The organism is Phenylobacterium sp. (genome assembly GCF_036821595.1).
GTDB lineage: Bacteria > Pseudomonadota > Alphaproteobacteria > Caulobacterales > Caulobacteraceae > Phenylobacterium.
The window spans coordinates 1-14,234 of sequence record NZ_DAISJG010000037.1; the positions used below are offsets into that span (position 1 = coordinate 1).

The 14,234-nt window shown below is 72.5% G+C and carries 18 protein-coding genes; 9 read left to right on the forward strand and 9 right to left on the reverse strand.

Features of this window, described 5'->3' with window-relative positions; genetic code table 11:
• From V7Z97_RS14495 to V7Z97_RS14515, 5 genes are all read left to right on the forward strand, one after another.
• A partial coding sequence (locus tag V7Z97_RS14495) for an ATP-binding cassette domain-containing protein (RefSeq protein WP_334164146.1) occupies window positions 1–977 on the forward strand: 977 nt, incomplete at its 5' end.
• Between the two features lie 75 nt (window positions 978–1,052).
• A complete protein-coding gene (locus V7Z97_RS14500) occupies window positions 1,053–1,475 on the forward strand; it encodes a hypothetical protein (RefSeq protein WP_334164147.1) in 423 nt (140 codons plus the stop codon).
• A gap of 170 nt (window positions 1,476–1,645) precedes the next feature.
• Window positions 1,646–2,212: a hypothetical protein gene (locus tag V7Z97_RS14505; RefSeq protein WP_334164148.1), complete on the forward strand. Its 567-nt coding sequence runs from the start codon at window positions 1,646–1,648 to the stop codon at window positions 2,210–2,212.
• The gene (locus V7Z97_RS14510) at window positions 2,212–2,850 is read left to right on the forward strand and encodes a hypothetical protein (protein WP_334164149.1); all 639 of its coding nucleotides are present in this window, start codon (window positions 2,212–2,214) and stop codon (window positions 2,848–2,850) included. The genes V7Z97_RS14505 and V7Z97_RS14510 overlap by 1 nt, the downstream gene beginning before the upstream one ends.
• Window positions 2,851–2,917: 67 nt before the next feature.
• Window positions 2,918–4,042, forward strand: coding sequence for a YihY/virulence factor BrkB family protein (locus V7Z97_RS14515; protein WP_334164150.1), 1,125 nt, complete (start codon window positions 2,918–2,920; stop codon window positions 4,040–4,042).
• A 24-nt stretch (window positions 4,043–4,066) separates the two neighbouring features.
• On the opposite strand, the gene V7Z97_RS14520 is transcribed toward V7Z97_RS14515, so the two are convergent.
• The 5 genes from V7Z97_RS14520 to V7Z97_RS14540 all read right to left on the reverse strand — a co-directional run bounded on the left by V7Z97_RS14520 (window position 4,067) and on the right by V7Z97_RS14540 (window position 8,320).
• Window positions 4,067–4,348, reverse strand: a complete 282-nt coding sequence (locus V7Z97_RS14520; protein ID WP_334164151.1) for a hypothetical protein — start codon at window positions 4,346–4,348, stop codon at window positions 4,067–4,069.
• A gap of 76 nt (window positions 4,349–4,424) precedes the next feature.
• Entirely contained in the window at window positions 4,425–5,315 is an 891-nt protein-coding gene (gene mmsB, locus V7Z97_RS14525; RefSeq protein ID WP_334164152.1) for a 3-hydroxyisobutyrate dehydrogenase, read from the reverse strand.
• A 25-nt stretch (window positions 5,316–5,340) separates the two neighbouring features.
• The gene (locus V7Z97_RS14530) at window positions 5,341–6,096 is read right to left on the reverse strand and encodes a class I SAM-dependent methyltransferase (RefSeq protein WP_334164153.1); all 756 of its coding nucleotides are present in this window, start codon (window positions 6,094–6,096) and stop codon (window positions 5,341–5,343) included.
• Between the two features lie 35 nt (window positions 6,097–6,131).
• A complete protein-coding gene (locus V7Z97_RS14535) occupies window positions 6,132–7,184 on the reverse strand; it encodes an enoyl-CoA hydratase/isomerase family protein (RefSeq protein WP_334164154.1) in 1,053 nt (350 codons plus the stop codon).
• Entirely contained in the window at window positions 7,181–8,320 is a 1,140-nt protein-coding gene (locus V7Z97_RS14540; RefSeq protein WP_334164155.1) for an isobutyryl-CoA dehydrogenase, read from the reverse strand. The genes V7Z97_RS14535 and V7Z97_RS14540 overlap by 4 nt, the downstream gene beginning before the upstream one ends.
• 87 nt (window positions 8,321–8,407) lie before the next feature.
• On the opposite strand from V7Z97_RS14540, the gene V7Z97_RS14545 reads away from it, so the two are divergent.
• Genes V7Z97_RS14545 through V7Z97_RS14555 form a run of 3 tightly spaced genes read left to right on the forward strand, consistent with a single transcriptional unit; the run spans window position 8,408 to window position 10,277 of the window.
• Window positions 8,408–8,887 (forward strand): hypothetical protein, encoded by a 480-nt coding sequence (locus tag V7Z97_RS14545; RefSeq protein WP_334164156.1) that lies wholly within the window; start codon window positions 8,408–8,410, stop codon window positions 8,885–8,887.
• Window positions 8,884–9,900: a porphobilinogen synthase gene (gene hemB, locus V7Z97_RS14550; protein WP_334164157.1), complete on the forward strand. Its 1,017-nt coding sequence runs from the start codon at window positions 8,884–8,886 to the stop codon at window positions 9,898–9,900. Before V7Z97_RS14545 ends, hemB begins: the two co-directional genes overlap by 4 nt.
• Window positions 9,897–10,277: an NUDIX hydrolase gene (locus tag V7Z97_RS14555; protein WP_334164158.1), complete on the forward strand. Its 381-nt coding sequence runs from the start codon at window positions 9,897–9,899 to the stop codon at window positions 10,275–10,277. Before hemB ends, V7Z97_RS14555 begins: the two co-directional genes overlap by 4 nt.
• Here the strand turns inward: V7Z97_RS14555 and V7Z97_RS14560 are convergent.
• Genes V7Z97_RS14560 through V7Z97_RS14575 form a run of 4 tightly spaced genes read right to left on the reverse strand, consistent with a single transcriptional unit; the run spans window position 10,274 to window position 13,268 of the window.
• Entirely contained in the window at window positions 10,274–10,948 is a 675-nt protein-coding gene (locus tag V7Z97_RS14560; protein WP_334164159.1) for a Coq4 family protein, read from the reverse strand. The genes V7Z97_RS14555 and V7Z97_RS14560 overlap by 4 nt on opposite strands.
• Before the next feature lie 54 nt (window positions 10,949–11,002).
• Window positions 11,003–11,875 carry an alpha/beta fold hydrolase gene (locus V7Z97_RS14565; protein ID WP_334164160.1) on the reverse strand — a complete coding sequence of 291 codons (873 nt, stop codon included), beginning with the start codon at window positions 11,873–11,875 and terminating at the stop codon, window positions 11,003–11,005.
• A gap of 11 nt (window positions 11,876–11,886) precedes the next feature.
• On the reverse strand, window positions 11,887–12,375 hold the full coding sequence (locus tag V7Z97_RS14570; protein ID WP_334164161.1) for a GNAT family N-acetyltransferase: 489 nt from the start codon (window positions 12,373–12,375) through the stop codon (window positions 11,887–11,889).
• On the reverse strand, window positions 12,372–13,268 hold the full coding sequence (locus V7Z97_RS14575) for an NAD(P)-dependent oxidoreductase (RefSeq protein WP_334164162.1): 897 nt from the start codon (window positions 13,266–13,268) through the stop codon (window positions 12,372–12,374). Before V7Z97_RS14575 ends, V7Z97_RS14570 begins: the two co-directional genes overlap by 4 nt.
• A 56-nt stretch (window positions 13,269–13,324) precedes the next feature.
• Here V7Z97_RS14575 and V7Z97_RS14580 point away from each other — a divergent pair, with 56 nt between their 5' ends.
• A complete protein-coding gene (locus V7Z97_RS14580) occupies window positions 13,325–14,230 on the forward strand; it encodes a flagellar motor protein MotB (protein WP_334164163.1) in 906 nt (301 codons plus the stop codon).
• Window positions 14,231–14,234 lie beyond the last annotated feature (4 nt).

Below are 14,234 nucleotides of genomic sequence, written 5' to 3' on the forward strand. Positions count from 1 at the left end.
CCCCCGAACGGCCCCTGCCCCCGCCGCTGCTCAGGCTGGAGGACGCCTCGGTGGGCTACGGCGGGCCGCCGATCCTGAAGCGGCTGAACCTCAGGCTCGACATCGACGACCGGATCGGCCTGCTGGGCGTCAACGGGGCCGGCAAGTCGACCTTCGCCAAGCTGGTGGCCGGGGCGCTCGACGTGGAGGCCGGACGCCTGCACCGCAGCCAGCGGCTGAAGGTCGGCTGGTTCCACCAGCACCAGATCGAGGCCATGGACCCGACGGACACGCCGCTGGAGATCATCCGGCGCGCCATGCCCGAGGACACCGAGGCCAAGCGGCGCTCGAAACTGGCCCAGTTCGGCTTCAGCTACGAGAAGGTGGAGACCAAGGTGTCGAGCCTGTCGGGCGGCGAGCGGGCCCGGCTGCTGCTCAACCTGGTGGCCATGGAGGCGCCGCACCTCCTGATCCTCGACGAGCCGACCAACCACCTCGACATCGACAGCCGCCGCGCCCTGCTGGACGCCCTGAACGACTACGAGGGCGCGGTGATCCTGATCACCCACGACCGCTCGCTGATGGAGCTGGTCGCCGACCGCCTGTGGTTGGCCGCGGACGGGACCATCGCGCCGTTCGACGGCGACATGGAGGACTACGCCCGCTTCGTGCTCGACCGCGCCCGGGTGGCCGCGCGCGCGCCCACCCAGGTGAGGGAAGCGGCGCCGCCGCCGCCTCCGCCCCCGCCGCCGGTCCGGGCGAAGGTCCCCACCGGGCCCGCGCGACGTCGGGCCGAGGCCGCCGAGCAGGCGCTCGCCCGGGCGACCGAGGCCCTGGCCGCCATCGACAAGGTCCTGACCGATCCCTCGACCTTCGCCCGGGACCCGCAGAAGGCCGCCGAGCTCGGCCGACGCCGGGACCAGGCGCAGGCCGCCGTCGAGGCCGCCGAGCTGGAGTGGCTCGAGGCGCAGGAAGCCTACGAGGCCCTGAAGGTCTGAGCCCGGCCGGATCGCCAGGCCCCTTTGCGGCGAAGCTTGCCGCTGCGTACGGTCACGCTTTCCCGGAGGGACGCAATGGCTCGGATGGCGGCGGCGGCTCTGGCCGTCCTGATGTTGTGCGCCCCGGCGGCGCAGGCGGCGGACCCGCCCGGCGCCGCCGTACCCCCGCCCACCTGCCCCGGCGTGATCACCCGCCAGGTCGGGCCGCTGAGCGCGCCCTGGACCCTGCTGGCGGACTACGCCGACGAATACCTCGTCCTCACGGCCCGGGTCATCCGCAAGGGGCAGTTCGGATGCGGCTACGCCCCGGCCATTCCCGGCAGCGTCCAGGCCGGCCAGCCCACGGCGCAGTCACGGGGCGAGGCGCCGGTGCTGATCCTGCAGACCGGTCCAGGCGCGCCGACCTGCCGGATCGACAGCGACAGCCCGTGGACGCCGGCGCCGAACGAGGTCTGCCTGCTGGCGAACGGTCCCTGCACGGTGATCTGCGCACGGTGATCTGCGCCCGGTGACCGGCCGCCCTGGCGTACCGGCGCAAGACGATCGAGGTGATCGCGGGCGCCGCGCACCTGCCGACCTGCCGCCCGGTAAATAGACGTCAAATATTCAGTTGCTCCGTAACCCCCGGCCGCTCAAGCTTGCCTTCGACTCTTCGGAACGGAGGCCCCATGAGTGCGCTTCGGAAGACAGTAATCACCGCACGGACGGATCCCGCGGACGCCTGCATCGACGCGGCGCTGGCCCGCATCGGCGCCTATGCCGCGGACTTCGCCTGGCCCGACCTGCGGCTGATGGCCGGCGAGCGGCGGGTGGCGGCGGGACCGGACGACGGCCCGGGGCGGCTGAGCCTCGCCACCCGGGACCTCGACGAGCTGAAGGCCTGGATCGGCGTCGCCGACACGGACGCCGGCCGGGCGGCGGCGCCGCAGGGCCCGGAGAACGGCCCGGACCGCGCCACAGACCGGGACGTACGGCGGGCGCTCTCGGCCTATGTATTCGGCGACTCCGGCCCGATGCGCGCCTGGCGGCCGGTCATCGAGCAGCGGATCGGACGCTTCGACGTCGACGTCGTCACCGTGGGGACCCTGACGCTGCACCGCCGCTCCAGGCTGATCCTGGCCGGCCGGCCGGTGGTGTTCATGGCGCGCAGGATCGTCTTCGACGGCGGCCAGTTCGTCTCCACCGTCGACGGCCACTACGCCGTGGGCGAGATCGTCAAGCGGGAGGCCCGGTGATGGACGAGAAGCCGCAAGCCGCGCGCCGGCGCTTCCTGCAGGCCGTGGCCCTGGGCGCCGGCGCCAGCCTGCTGAAGGTCGAGGCCAGCCGCGCCCAGGCCGCGCCCGTCGCGCCCGTTCCCGGGACGGACTTCACCTTCGCCGGCGCCGACGGGGCGGACGGGCCCCCGGGCGCCCGCGGGGCGGACGGCACGCCAGCCCAGGGGACCGCGGCGCCGGGCGGGCCCGGCGGCGACGGCGGCCGGGGCGGTGACGCGCCCAGCGCCACCCAGAGCATCGGCCGCGCGAGCGCCGGGGCTCCCGTGATCGTGGCCGTCCGGGCGGGACGGGGCGGAAAGGGCGGCAAGGGCGGCCGGGGCGGCGATGGCGTCGGGACCACGGGCCGCGGCGGCGACGGTGGCCGCGGCGGCGACGGCGGCGACGCCGGCGGTGCGGGCCGGGTCACCGTGAACTACTGGGGCGCGGCCCAGGTCCTGGTGATGCCGATGCTCGCCGAGGGCGGCGCTCCGGGCGAGGGCGGCGATCCCGGCGGGTCGCAGAATGGCTGGCAGGTGGGGCCCGGCCAGGGGGGCCAACCGGGCCGCCCGGCGCAGCCGCCGGCGTTCACGCTGGTGCAGACGGCGCCGCCGCCCGGCTGACGGCGCCGCCAGGCCGGAACCTCCCGCCCCGCCTGCCTGTTGCAGCCAGGCTGTTCAGGGAGGATCGATGTCCAAGGCGCTTCGGAAGGCCGCCCCGCTCCTGGTGCTCGCCGGGATCGCGCTGATGCCGCGCCCGCGGCGGCCGGACCGCCGGCCCGCGCCCGCCGCGCCGCCCCCGAAGCCGCCGCCGACGCTGGCGGACCGGCCGAGCCCGCACCGGAGCACCCATGATCCGGCGGAGATGGCCGACCCGACCCGCGGGCGGAGCGCAGAGGCGCCGCAGGAAATCCCGAAGAAGGGCTGGAAGGACATCCTGCAGCGCACCCGCAAGGAGTTCATGGACGACCAGATTCCCCTGGTCGCCGCGGGGATCACCTTCTACTCGCTGCTGGCCATGTTCCCGGCGCTGGGGTCCTTCGTGGCGCTGTACGGCCTGTTCGCCGACGTCTCGGAGGCCCAGCGCCACCTGCAGCTCCTGTCCGTTGTGCTGCCGGGCGACGCCCTGCGGTTCGTCGGCGAGCAGATGCTGCGCATCTCGGCGGCGAACACGGGCGGGCTGTCGCTGGCCTTCGTCGGCGGGCTGCTGCTGTCCCTGTGGGGCGCGAGCGGGGCGGTCAGGGCGATGATCACGGCCCTCAACATCGCCTACGAGGAGACCGAGAAGCGGGGCTTCGTGACGCGCATCCTGGTCTCCCTCGCCTTCACCCTGGGGTTCCTGCTCTTCGGGATGTGCGCCCTGGCGGTGATCGCCGCGCCCCCGGCCATCGAGAGCGTCCTGGGAGCCCCGGCGGCGGCCATGTTCCGCTGGACGACCTGGCCGGTGCTGCTGGCGGCGCTGGGCGTGGCGCTGGCCCTGCTCTACCGGTTCGGACCGAGCCGGGAGCGGGCGAAATGGCGCTGGATCACCTGGGGCAGCGGCGCGGCGCTGGTCCTGTGGGTGGCGGCCTCGGCGGCCTTCTCGGCCTATGTGGCGAACTTCGCCCAGTACGAGAAGACCTATGGCTCGCTAGGGGCGGCGATCGGCTTCCTGATGTGGGTCTATGTCTCCGGCCAGGTGATCCTGATGGGCGCGGAGCTCAACGCGGAGATCGAGCACCAGACGGCGAAGGACACGACGACCGGCCCGGAGAAGCCGCTGGGCGCGCGCGGCGCGACCATGGCCGACACGGTGGGGGCGCCGCAGGGACGCTAGGCCCCTGCGGCCGACCCCGAGGCCTCAGGTGATGTGCTTGGGGCTGATCGGGTCGGAACCCGGGAAGGTCTCCTCGACGGCCTCGTCGATGAGAGCTTCCTGCCGGTCCTCGGCCCGCGCCTCCTTGTCGGCGAGCTGGTCGTACTTCTCGCCCTTCTCGAGCGGGTCGGCCTTGCGGGCGTGCGGCGCCTCGACGCTGCGGTCTTCCGGGCGGCTGGCGCCGCCCACGGCCATGTCGGCCGTGGCGCCGCTGGACCCGTCGGTGAAGGCGCGCCTGGCTTCGTCCTCGGTCTGCTTATGGGACATGTTAGCTCCTTCGTGGCTGTCTTGACCGTAACCCCCGAGACGGGGGCCCGGTTGCCGCCGGCGGAGGCTGCGTCCCCTACTGGACCCGGCGGCCGCGGAGCATCTCGAGGATGGCGGAGAAGTCCTTGGCCCCTCCGCCCAGGCGGTCGAACAGGGCGTAGAGGCCCTCGGCCGTGGCGCCGAGCGGGGTCGCCGCGCCGGAGCGGGCGGCGGCCTCCTGGGCGAGCTTGAGGTCCTTCAGCATCATGGCCGTGGCGAAGCCCCCCTCGTAGCCGCGGTTGGACGGCGCGGCGGGCACCGGGCCCGGCCAGGGGCAGTAGCTGGTCAGGCTCCAGCACTGGCCGGAGGACTGCGAGGAGATCTCGTGGAACTTCACCGGATCGAGGCCGAGCTTCTCGGCCAGCGCCAGGGCCTCGCAGACCCCGATCATCGAGACGCCCAGCACCATGTTGTTGCAGATCTTGGCCGCCTGCCCCGCCCCGTGGTCCCCGGCCCGGAACACCACCCGGGCCATGGGCGAGATGGCCTGCTCGATCTCGGCGAAGTCGGCCTCGTCGCAGCCGACCATGAAGGCCAGCGTCCCGGCCTCGGCGGCCGCGGTGCCGCCGGAGACCGGGGCGTCGGCGAAGCGGAAGCCCTGCTCGCGGGCCTGGGCGGCGACGGCCCGGGCGCTGTCGACGTCGATGGTGGAGCAGTCGATCAGGAGCGCGCCCGGCCGGGCGTTGGGGAACACCTGCTCGGCGTAGACCGAGCGCACGTGCGGCCCGGCCGGCAGCATGGTGATGACCACCTCGGCGTCGCGCACGGCGTCGGCCACGGAAGCCGCGGGCGCGCAGCCGGCCGTGGCGGCCTTCTCCAGCGCCGCCGCCGACAGGTCGAAGGCGCTCACGGCCCGCCCGTCCTTCGCCTGGTTGGCGGCCATGCCGCCGCCCATGTTGCCGAGGCCGATGAAGGCGATGCGGGTCATGAGAACCTCTTACGCTTTGAAGGACTTACTTGGGCTTGCGGAACTTCAGGATGAACTGGTCCGTATGGCCGCGAAGCGAGGGGTCGAACACCCCCTTGGTGTGGTCGTCGGCGGGATTGGCGAGGACCTTGCTCTCGCCCACGTAGGCGAAGCCCGCCGCCTCGAGGTTGCGGCGCACGGCGGCCGGGTCGATCCGGTGGAGCGTGTTGGCGGTCTCGGCGACCGGCGCCCCCGGGGCCGCGGCGTGGTCGAGCACGACCAGGGTCCCTCCGGGCTTCACGGCGTTGAAGATCGCCCGGTCCACCTCGGCGACGTTCAGGTTGAAGCGGGTCAGGTAGAGGTCGTGGTAGTTCTGGGAGGTCCAGAACACGTCCACGGGCTCGGGTAGGGCAAAGCCGGCGATGCCGGTGGCCACCACCTGGACGTTGCCGTAGGCCGGGTCGGCGGCGATCGCCTGGATGGGCGGCGGGCTGGCGGCGTTGGCCGGCGGCGGGTTGGTGACGGCGTAGACCTTGCCCGTCGGGCCCACGGCCTTGGCGAAGAGGCGGGTGAAGTAGCCGCCGCCGGGGATGAAGTCGGCGACCTCCATGCCGGGCTTCACGCCGGCGAAGGCCAGCATCTCGGCGGGCTTGCGGTCGGCGTCGCGGCGGGTGTCCGCCTCGGGGCGGGCGGGGTCCGCCACGGCGGCGGCGATCGGCCCGCCCCCCGGCGAAGACGTGCTGGCGCAGGCGGCCAGCGACAGCGCGGCGGCGGCGGCCACGAGAACGGGCGTCAGTCTCATCTGCGATCCTCCCACGGCCGCGGGCGCGGCCCAGCTCACGGTAGAGGCGTCCACTCCTGATCGGAAGGCAGGGGCGCGAAGATCTCGTCCAGCATGGCCTCGGTGACGTCCTCCAGGCCGGCGGGGCTCCACTTCGGGGCGTTGTCCTTCTCGACGATCACCGCGCGCACGCCCTCCAGGAAGTCGTGCCGCTGCACGACCCGGGCGCCGATGCGGTACTCCATGGCCATGTTCTCGGCGAAGGTCGCGGCCTGCGCGCCCAGCTTCATCTGGCGGAAGGCGACCTTCAGGGTCTGCGGCGACTTGGTGGCGAGCACCCTGAGCTGCTCGCGGGCCCAGTCGGTGTCCTCGCGCTCCAGGGCGGCGACGATCTCCTCCACCGAGCCCAGGCCGAAGATGCGGTGGATCTCGTCCTGGTGGGCGGCGAGCGGCGGGCGGCCGGCGTCGGCCTCCATCTCGGTGAGCAGGGTCTCCATGCGCGCCGGGTCGGCGACGAGGCCCTGCTTGAAGCGCTCCACGGCGGCGCTCTCGATGTAGTCGGTGGCGACGCCGACGAGCTCGCAGTCGGCGGCCTTGATCCGGGCCCCGGTGAGCGCCAGCCACAGGCCGATGCTGTCGGGCATCCTGGGCAGGTACCAGCCGCCGCCCACGTCCGGGAACAGGCCGATGCCGGTCTCCGGCATGGCGAAGGTGGTCCGCTCGGTGGCGATGCGGAACCGGCAGGGTCGCGACAGGCCCACGCCGCCCCCCATGGTGATCCCGTCCATCACGGCGATGGTGTGCTTGGGGTAGTGGAACAGCAGGTGGTTCAGCCGGTACTCGGTGTGGAAGAACTCCCGCGCCGCGGCCCCGTCCCCGGCCCCGCTCTCGGCCAGCATCCGGATGTCGCCGCCGGCGCAGAAGCCGCGCTCGCCGGCGTGGTCGATCAGCACCAGCTTGACGATGGGATTGTCCTCCCAGGTCTGCAGGGCGTCGATCATCAGCCGGCACATGCTGGTGGTCAGCGCGTGCAGGGCGCCCGGCCGGTTGAGGGTGATGCGGCCCACCGCGCCCTCGATGCGGACCAGGACTTCGGGCTCGGTGCTCATTGGCGGAACAGCTCCCGGGCGGTGATCACCCGCATGATCTCGTTGGTGCCTTCGAGGATCTGGTGGACGCGCAGGTCGCGCACGATCCGCTCCAGCGGATAGTCGCGCAGGTAGCCGTAGCCGCCGTGCAGCTGCAGGGCCTGGTTGGCGACCTCGAAGCCGGCGTCGGTGGCGAAGCGCTTGGCCATGGCGCAGTAGCGGGTGGCGTTCGGATCGCGCCTGTCGAGCGAATCGGCGGCGCGGCGGACCATCAGCCGGGCGGCCTCCAGCTCGGTGGCCATGTCGGCGAGGCGCCACTGCAGGCCCTGGAAGTCCTTCAGCGCCGCGCCGAACTGGCTGCGGGTCTCGAGATGCGCCTTGGCGGTGTCGAGGGCGAGGCCCGCGCCGCCCAGGGAGCAGGAGGCGATGTTGATCCGGCCGCCGTCGAGGCCGGCCATGGCGAACCGGAAGCCCTCTCCATCCTGGCCGATGCGGTTGGCCTCGGGCACGCGGCAGTCGTCGAAGTTCACCTGGGCGGTGGGCTGGGCGTTCCAGCCCATCTTCTTCTCCTGGGCCCCGAAGGAGAGGCCGGTGGTGTCCTTCTCGACGACGAAGGCGGAAATCCCCTTCGGCCCCGGCCCGCCGGTGCGGGCCATGACCACATAGACGTCGGAGGCGCCGGCGCCGGAGATGAAGGCCTTGGAGCCGTTCAGGACGTAGGAATCGCCGTCCTTCCGGGCCGTGGTCTGCAGGGCGGCGGCGTCGGAGCCGGAGCCGGGCTCGGTCAGGCAGTAGGAGGCGATCAGCTCCATGGCGCAGAGCCGCGGCAGGTACCGCTTCCGCAGCTCGTCGGATCCGAACCGGTCGACCATCCAGGCGGCCATGTTGTGGATCGAGATGAAGGCCGCGGTGGCCACGTCGCCGTAGCTGAGCTGCTCGAAGACGATGGAGGCGTCGAGCCGGGAAAGGCCGGAGCCGCCGACGTCCTCGGCCACGTACAGGCCGGCGAATCCCAGCTCCGCGGCCTTGCGCAGGGTCTCGACGGGGAAGTGCTTCTCCTCGTCCCAGCGGGCGGAATGGGGGGCCAGCTCGTCGGCCGCGAAGGCGCGCGCGGCGTCCTCGATGGCCCGCTGGTCGTCGGTGAGACTGAAGTCCATGAGGTCGCGGTCTGATTGACGGGATTGAGCAATTCGCGCCAGTGGCGCACCCTGTCAACATCGACGGGTTGGCTTTGGGGGGCCAGCATGACGACCGACTACCTGGCCGCGCCGGCGGCGGACAGCTCGCAGAACCTGGCCATGCTGGGCTATGCGCTGCTGTTCGCCTCGATCTTCTTCGCCGGCTTTCCGGCGCTGATCGCGGTGGTGATCGCCTATTCGCAGCGCGACGCCGCGCCCCGGATGGTGGGCTCGCACTTCGACTTCCAGATCCGCATCTTCTGGGTGGCGTTCGCGCTCAGCCTGGCGGCCGCGGCCTGTGGGCTGGCCGGCGTGATCGGCGGACTGGGCGAGGTGATCGGCATGGCCAGCATCACCGGGCTCGACCGCCTGGAGACGGTGCAGATCGAGCTGCAGGACATCACCATCGGGGCCAAGGTGATCGCGCTGCTGGCGCTGGCGCTGCTGCTCACCTTCCTCTCCAGCCTGTGGCTGCTGTGCGCCCCCGCGGTGGGCTTCATCCGGCTTGCATCCGAACGGCCGATGGGCGACAGCCCCGGCCCATGACCAACGCCCCCCTCGCCGCCTACCCCGCCCTGCGTCTTCGCCGGCTGCGTCAGGCCGACTGGGTCCGGCGGCTGGTGCGCGAGACGGTGCTCACCCCGGCCGACCTGATCTGGTCGATGGTCGTGCACGAGGGCGAGGGCGAGGTCCCGGTGGCCTCCATGCCGGGCGTCGCGCGGCTGTCGGTCAGGGAAGCCGCCAGGGCCGCCAAGGAAGCCAAGGCGCTGGGCATTCCGGCGATCGCCGTCTTCCCGCACATCGACGGGGCCAAGAAGGACGCCCAAGGCACGCTCGCCCACGACCCCGACGGCCTGGTCTGCCGCGCCGTGAAGGCCATGAAGGACGCCGCCCCCGAGGTCGGGATCATGTGCGACGTGGCGCTGGACCCGTTCACCGAGCACGGGCACGACGGGCTGGTGGAGGGCGGCAAGATCCTCAACGACGCCACCATCGAGCGGCTGGTGATGCAGGGACTGGTGCAGGCCAAGGCCGGCTGCGACATCCTCGCGCCCTCGGACATGATGGACGGCCGCTGCGGCGTGCTGCGCCGGGCGCTGGAGGCCGAGGGCCTGCAGGACGTGATGATCATGTCCTACGCCGCCAAATACGCCTCGGCCTTCTACGGCCCCTACCGCGACGCCATCGGCTCGGGGAAGCTGGGCACCGGCTCGGTGGACAACCCGGGCGACAAGAAGACCTACCAGATGGACCCGGCCAACCACGCCGAGGCCCTGCGCGAGGTGGCCCTCGACATCGCCGAGGGCGCGGACATGGTCATGGTCAAGCCCGGCCTGCCCTACCTCGACATCGTCCGGCAGGTGGTGGACGCCTTCTCCCTGCCGACCTTCGCGTTTCAGGTGTCGGGCGAGTACGCCATGCTGATGGCGGCGGCCCAGAACGGCTGGCTGGACGAGGAGCGGGCCATCCTGGAGAGCCTTGGGGCCTTCAAGCGGGCCGGCGCGGCCGGGATCATCAGCTACTTCGCCCCGCGCGCGGCGCGGCTGCTCGGCGCTTGATTGTCGAGGTCGTCGGCGCGGTGATCCGCGACGCCGGCGGCCGCCTGCTGACCGTCCGCAAGCGGGGCACGGAGCGCTTCATGCTGCCGGGCGGCAAGCGCGAGCCCGGCGAGGACGACCGGACAGCGCTGGCGCGGGAGCTCGCCGAGGAACTGGGCGTGCGGCTGATCTCGGCCGAGCCGCTCGGGATGTTCGAGGCCCCCGCCGCCAACGAGCCAAGCGCGATCGTGCGCTCGCATCCCTATGCGGTGACGGTGGCGGGCGAGGTCGCCGCGGGCGCGGAGATCGCGGAGCTGCACTGGATCGACGTTGCCGCACCGGCAGTCCCGCTGGCGCCGCTGCTGGAGCGGGAGATCCTGCCCCGGCTTGCGCCCTAGGGGGCGATCCTCAGGCGGCGGCGGACCTCGGCGAGCGGCAGGGGCAGCAGGTCCTCAAAAGGCTGGACCTCCAGGCGGCGGGCGAAGCGCCCGCGCAGCCAGGCGCGCAGGCAGGCCAGGACGAAGAGCGGTCCCTCCCCGCGCAGCCGCCCGAACAGAGAGGAGACCATCAGCAGCCGGTTGGAGCGCCCACCGTCGTGGCCATGACTGAACCAGAGCAGCAGGGTCTCGCCGCGCGGGTCGGCGGCGTAGCCGGTAAGCACGTGGCGCAGGTCGTGGATCAGGATGTGCCGCTCGGCGAACCACGCCGGGCCGTCACCAGGAGGCTGGCCGCCGCGCGCCTGGCGGCCTAGCTCCACGAGCTTGGTGGGCGAGAGCCGGAAGCGGTCGATGTGCGCCAGGAAGGCCCGGCCGAAGCTGCCTTCCGGCAGCCCTTCCAGAGCGCTCCGGTCCTGCAGGGCGGCCATCAGGTCGGGACGGCGGGCGTACAGCGCCCGGCCCTCCGGCCGCGCGACGACCCGGGCAAAGCCCCTGTCGTTGCGATCCGGATCGAGCGCCTGGATGACCTCGAACGCCTTCTCCGTGCGGTCCGGATCTTCGCGCAGGATCCGGGCCGCCGCCCGCGCGCGCTTCCAGTCCGGCCGGGCGGTGCCGACCGTCGTCGTGCTCATGGCCATCGTCCTGTCCTCCCGGCCAGGGACTCAACGGCGGATCGGCTGGAGAGTCTAGCCGGGGGCCGGCGTCAGCCACTCCGCCAGGATGGCGTTGACCTCGTCCGGGGCCTCCTGCTGGACCCAGTGGGAGACGTTCGGCAGGCGGCGGATGGTGAGGTGGCGGACGAAGCCCTCGGTGCCCTCGAGGGTTTCGAGGCCGAGGGCCGAGTCCTCTTCGCCCCAGACGATCAGGGTGGGGATCTCGATGGCCGGCCAGGTGCGGTCCTGGATGCGGTAGCGGACGGCGGCGCGATACCAGTTGATCATGGCGCGCATGGCGCCGGGCTTCAGCGCGTTCGCCGCATAGTGGTCGAGGACCTTGTCGGGGAAGCGGCCCTTGTCGATGGCCATGCCGTGGAAGGCCCGGCGGACGGCGCGGGCCTTCCGGGCGGTGAGCATCCACTCCGGGAGCCAGGGGATCTGGAAGAAGGCCACGTACCAGGACCGGCGGCGCTGCGCGGCGGAGTCGCGCAGCACCCGGGCGAACACCGCCGGGTGCGGCACGTTCATGATCACCAGCCGGGCCAGGGGCCGGACCCGGTCGGCGGCGAAGGTCCAGGCGACGATCGCGCCCCAGTCGTGGGCGACGAGGGTGACCTCCTTCGCCCCGCTGGCGTCGATCAGGGCGGCGACGTCCTCCTGCAGCCGGTCGATGTGGTAGCTGGCGACGTCCTGCGGCCGGGGTTCGGTGTCGCCGTAGCCGCGCAGGTCCGGCGCCCAGGCGCGGTAGCCGAGCTCGGCCAGGAGCGGGAGCTGGTGGCGCCAGGAGAACCGGCTCTCCGGGAAGCCGTGCAGGCAGAGCGCCAGCCGGTCGCCCTCCCCGGCCTCGTCGACGGCGAAGCGGAAGCCGTTGGCCTCCACCGTCCGGGTCGTGATCGCCGCCATGTGGTTCCCCCTCAGGTCGTGAAGTAGGCGCTCGGCTCCGGCTGGCCCGGCAGGTCGATCATCTGCACGAAGCGCAGGCCGATCTTCTCCAGCACCCGCTGGGAGGCGGTGTTGCCGGGCGAGGTGATCGCCGCGACCTTCTCCAACCCCAGCGCCTCGCGGGCGTGGGCGAGCACCACGCGCGCCGCCTCGGTGGCGTAGCCGCGGCCGGCATGGCGGGCCAGGAAGGCGTAGCCGATATCGGGGCTGTCGAGGCCCTCGCGGCCGACGACGATGCCGCACATGCCGACGGGCTCGCCGTCCGGGTCGCGGACCACGAACCACGGGCTCTTCGAGAACCGCTCGGCGATGTAGCCACGGGCGGCGTCCAGGTCGCGGACCCCGCGGTCGCCGATGTTGGCGATCCAGCCCGGATCGTTGAGCAGCTCCAGCACGAAGGCGGCGTCGGCGGCGGCCGGCGGGGTGAGCGTCAGCCTCTCCGTGCGCAGCGTGGCGCTCACCGCGGCGTCTCCAGGCGGGCGATCAGGCTGGAGGTGTCCCAGCGTCCGCCGCCCATGGCCTGCACCTCGCGGTAGAACCCCTCCAGCATCTCGGTCTGGGTGAGGGTCGCGCCGTTGCGGCGGGCTTCGTCCAGCACGAGGCCGAGGTCCTTGAGCACCCAGTCGACGGCGAAGCCGAAGTCGAACTTCCCCTCGCTCATGGTCTTCCAGCGGTTGTCCATCTGCCAGGACTGGGCCGCGCCCTTGGAGATGGCGTCGTAGACCGCCTGCGGGTCGAGGCCGGCGCGCCGCGCGAAATGCAGGCCCTCGGCCAGGCCCTGGACGACGTTCGTGAAGCAGATCTGGTTGACCATCTTGGTGAGCTGGCCCGAGCCGGGCGGGCCCATCAGCTTCGTGGCCTTGGCGTAGGCGGCGATCACCGGCTCCACCTTGGCGAAGGCCTCGGGGTCGCCGCCGCACATGATGGTCAGCTGGCCGGCCTCGGCGCCGGCCTGGCCGCCGGAGACCGGGGCGTCCACGAAGGCGCGGCCGGACTGCCTCGCGAGGTCGGCCATCTCGCGGGCGACCTGGGCCGAGGTGGTGGTGTGGTCGACGATCACCCCGCCCGGGGCCATGGCCGGCAGGGCCTGGGCGACCACCTGGCGGACGTCGTCGTCATTGCCGACGCAGAGCGCCAGGACCTCGGCGCCCTTCGCGGCCTCCGCGGCGCTCGCCGCCGCCTTGCCGCCGAAGGTCTCCGCCCATCGCCGCGCCTTCTCCGGCGAGCGGTTGTAGACCGCGACCTCGTGCCCGGCCTTCGCCAGATGTCCCGCCATGGGGAAGCCCATCACCCCCAGGCCCGCGAACGCCACCTTCATCCCCGACACGCTCCTCACGCTTAAGCTCAACGGCATCTTAACGAGCCCGGCCGCACCTTGCGCCCTCGTAGCAGGCCAATCCGGGGTGAGCCATGTCGGTGGGCGACCAGCCGATCGTCATCAAGAAGGTCAAGAAGGGCGGCGGCCACGGCCACCACGGCGGCGCCTGGAAGGTGGCCTACGCCGACTTCGTGACCGCGATGATGGCCTTCTTCCTGCTGATGTGGCTGATCAACACCACCTCGCCCGAGCAGAAGCGCGGCATCGCCGACTATTTCGCCCCGGCCAGCGTCTCGGAGACCACGTCGGGCTCCGGCGGCATCCTCGGCGGCACGGCGCTGGGCGACGACGGCGCCAAGAGCGAGGGCTCGATGCCGATCATCGAGGCCCTGTCGCCGGAGAGCCCCAACCCCGACAACGGCAAGACCACCGACGACGGCTCGCCCGCCTCGGCGGACGAACTCACCACCGACGCCATGCGCGAGGCGCTGCAGCGGCGCGAGGAGGCCGCCTTCCAGTCGGCCGCCCAGTCCCTGCGCCAGGCGCTGCAGGACATGCCCGAGCTCACCGAGCTGTCTAAGAACATCATCATCGACCAGACGCCCGAGGGGCTGCGCATCCAGCTCGTGGACCAGGAAGGCCGCTCGATGTTCAACCAGGGCTCGTCGCAGCCCAACGACCGGGCCAAGCTGCTGCTGCGGGCGGTGTCGAAGGTGATCAACCAGCTGCCCAACCGCATCAACATCTACGGCCACACCTCGGCCAACACGAACGGCAACCGGCCGGAGAGCGACTGGGCCCTGTCGGCGGCCCGCGCGGACTCCTCGCGCCGGGTCCTGCAGAGCGCCGGGGTAGACACCGACCGGATCTACCAGGTGGCCGGCCGGGCCACCTCCGAACCGCTCTACCCGGACGATCCGACCCTGCCCGGCAACCGCCGCATCGCGATCGTGTTGTTGCGTGAGGCGCCGGTTCTGCCGCCCGACCGGGGGCTTTAGCGCA

Bases quoted from the DNA above. Each gene is read 5' to 3' on its own strand.
- V7Z97_RS14520 (WP_334164151.1), bottom strand. From the start codon at position 4,348: ATGTCCCATAAGCAGACCGAGGACGAAGCCAGGCGCGCCTTCACCGAC.
- mmsB (WP_334164152.1), bottom strand. From the start codon at position 5,315: ATGACCCGCATCGCCTTCATCGGCCTCGGCAACATGGGCGGCGGCATG.
- V7Z97_RS14545 (WP_334164156.1), top strand. From the start codon at position 8,408: ATGACGACCGACTACCTGGCCGCGCCGGCGGCGGACAGCTCGCAGAAC.
- V7Z97_RS14580 (WP_334164163.1), top strand. From the start codon at position 13,325: ATGTCGGTGGGCGACCAGCCGATCGTCATCAAGAAGGTCAAGAAGGGC.
- V7Z97_RS14560 (WP_334164159.1), bottom strand. From the start codon at position 10,948: ATGAGCACGACGACGGTCGGCACCGCCCGGCCGGACTGGAAGCGCGCG.
- V7Z97_RS14540 (WP_334164155.1), bottom strand. From the start codon at position 8,320: ATGGACTTCAGTCTCACCGACGACCAGCGGGCCATCGAGGACGCCGCG.
- hemB (WP_334164157.1), top strand. From the start codon at position 8,884: ATGACCAACGCCCCCCTCGCCGCCTACCCCGCCCTGCGTCTTCGCCGG.
- V7Z97_RS14530 (WP_334164153.1), bottom strand. From the start codon at position 6,096: ATGAGACTGACGCCCGTTCTCGTGGCCGCCGCCGCCGCGCTGTCGCTG.
- V7Z97_RS14565 (WP_334164160.1), bottom strand. From the start codon at position 11,875: ATGGCGGCGATCACGACCCGGACGGTGGAGGCCAACGGCTTCCGCTTC.
- V7Z97_RS14500 (WP_334164147.1), top strand. From the start codon at position 1,053: ATGGCTCGGATGGCGGCGGCGGCTCTGGCCGTCCTGATGTTGTGCGCC.
- V7Z97_RS14575 (WP_334164162.1), bottom strand. From the start codon at position 13,268: ATGCCGTTGAGCTTAAGCGTGAGGAGCGTGTCGGGGATGAAGGTGGCG.
- V7Z97_RS14535 (WP_334164154.1), bottom strand. From the start codon at position 7,184: ATGAGCACCGAGCCCGAAGTCCTGGTCCGCATCGAGGGCGCGGTGGGC.
- V7Z97_RS14515 (WP_334164150.1), top strand. From the start codon at position 2,918: ATGTCCAAGGCGCTTCGGAAGGCCGCCCCGCTCCTGGTGCTCGCCGGG.
- V7Z97_RS14510 (WP_334164149.1), top strand. From the start codon at position 2,212: ATGGACGAGAAGCCGCAAGCCGCGCGCCGGCGCTTCCTGCAGGCCGTG.
- V7Z97_RS14505 (WP_334164148.1), top strand. From the start codon at position 1,646: ATGAGTGCGCTTCGGAAGACAGTAATCACCGCACGGACGGATCCCGCG.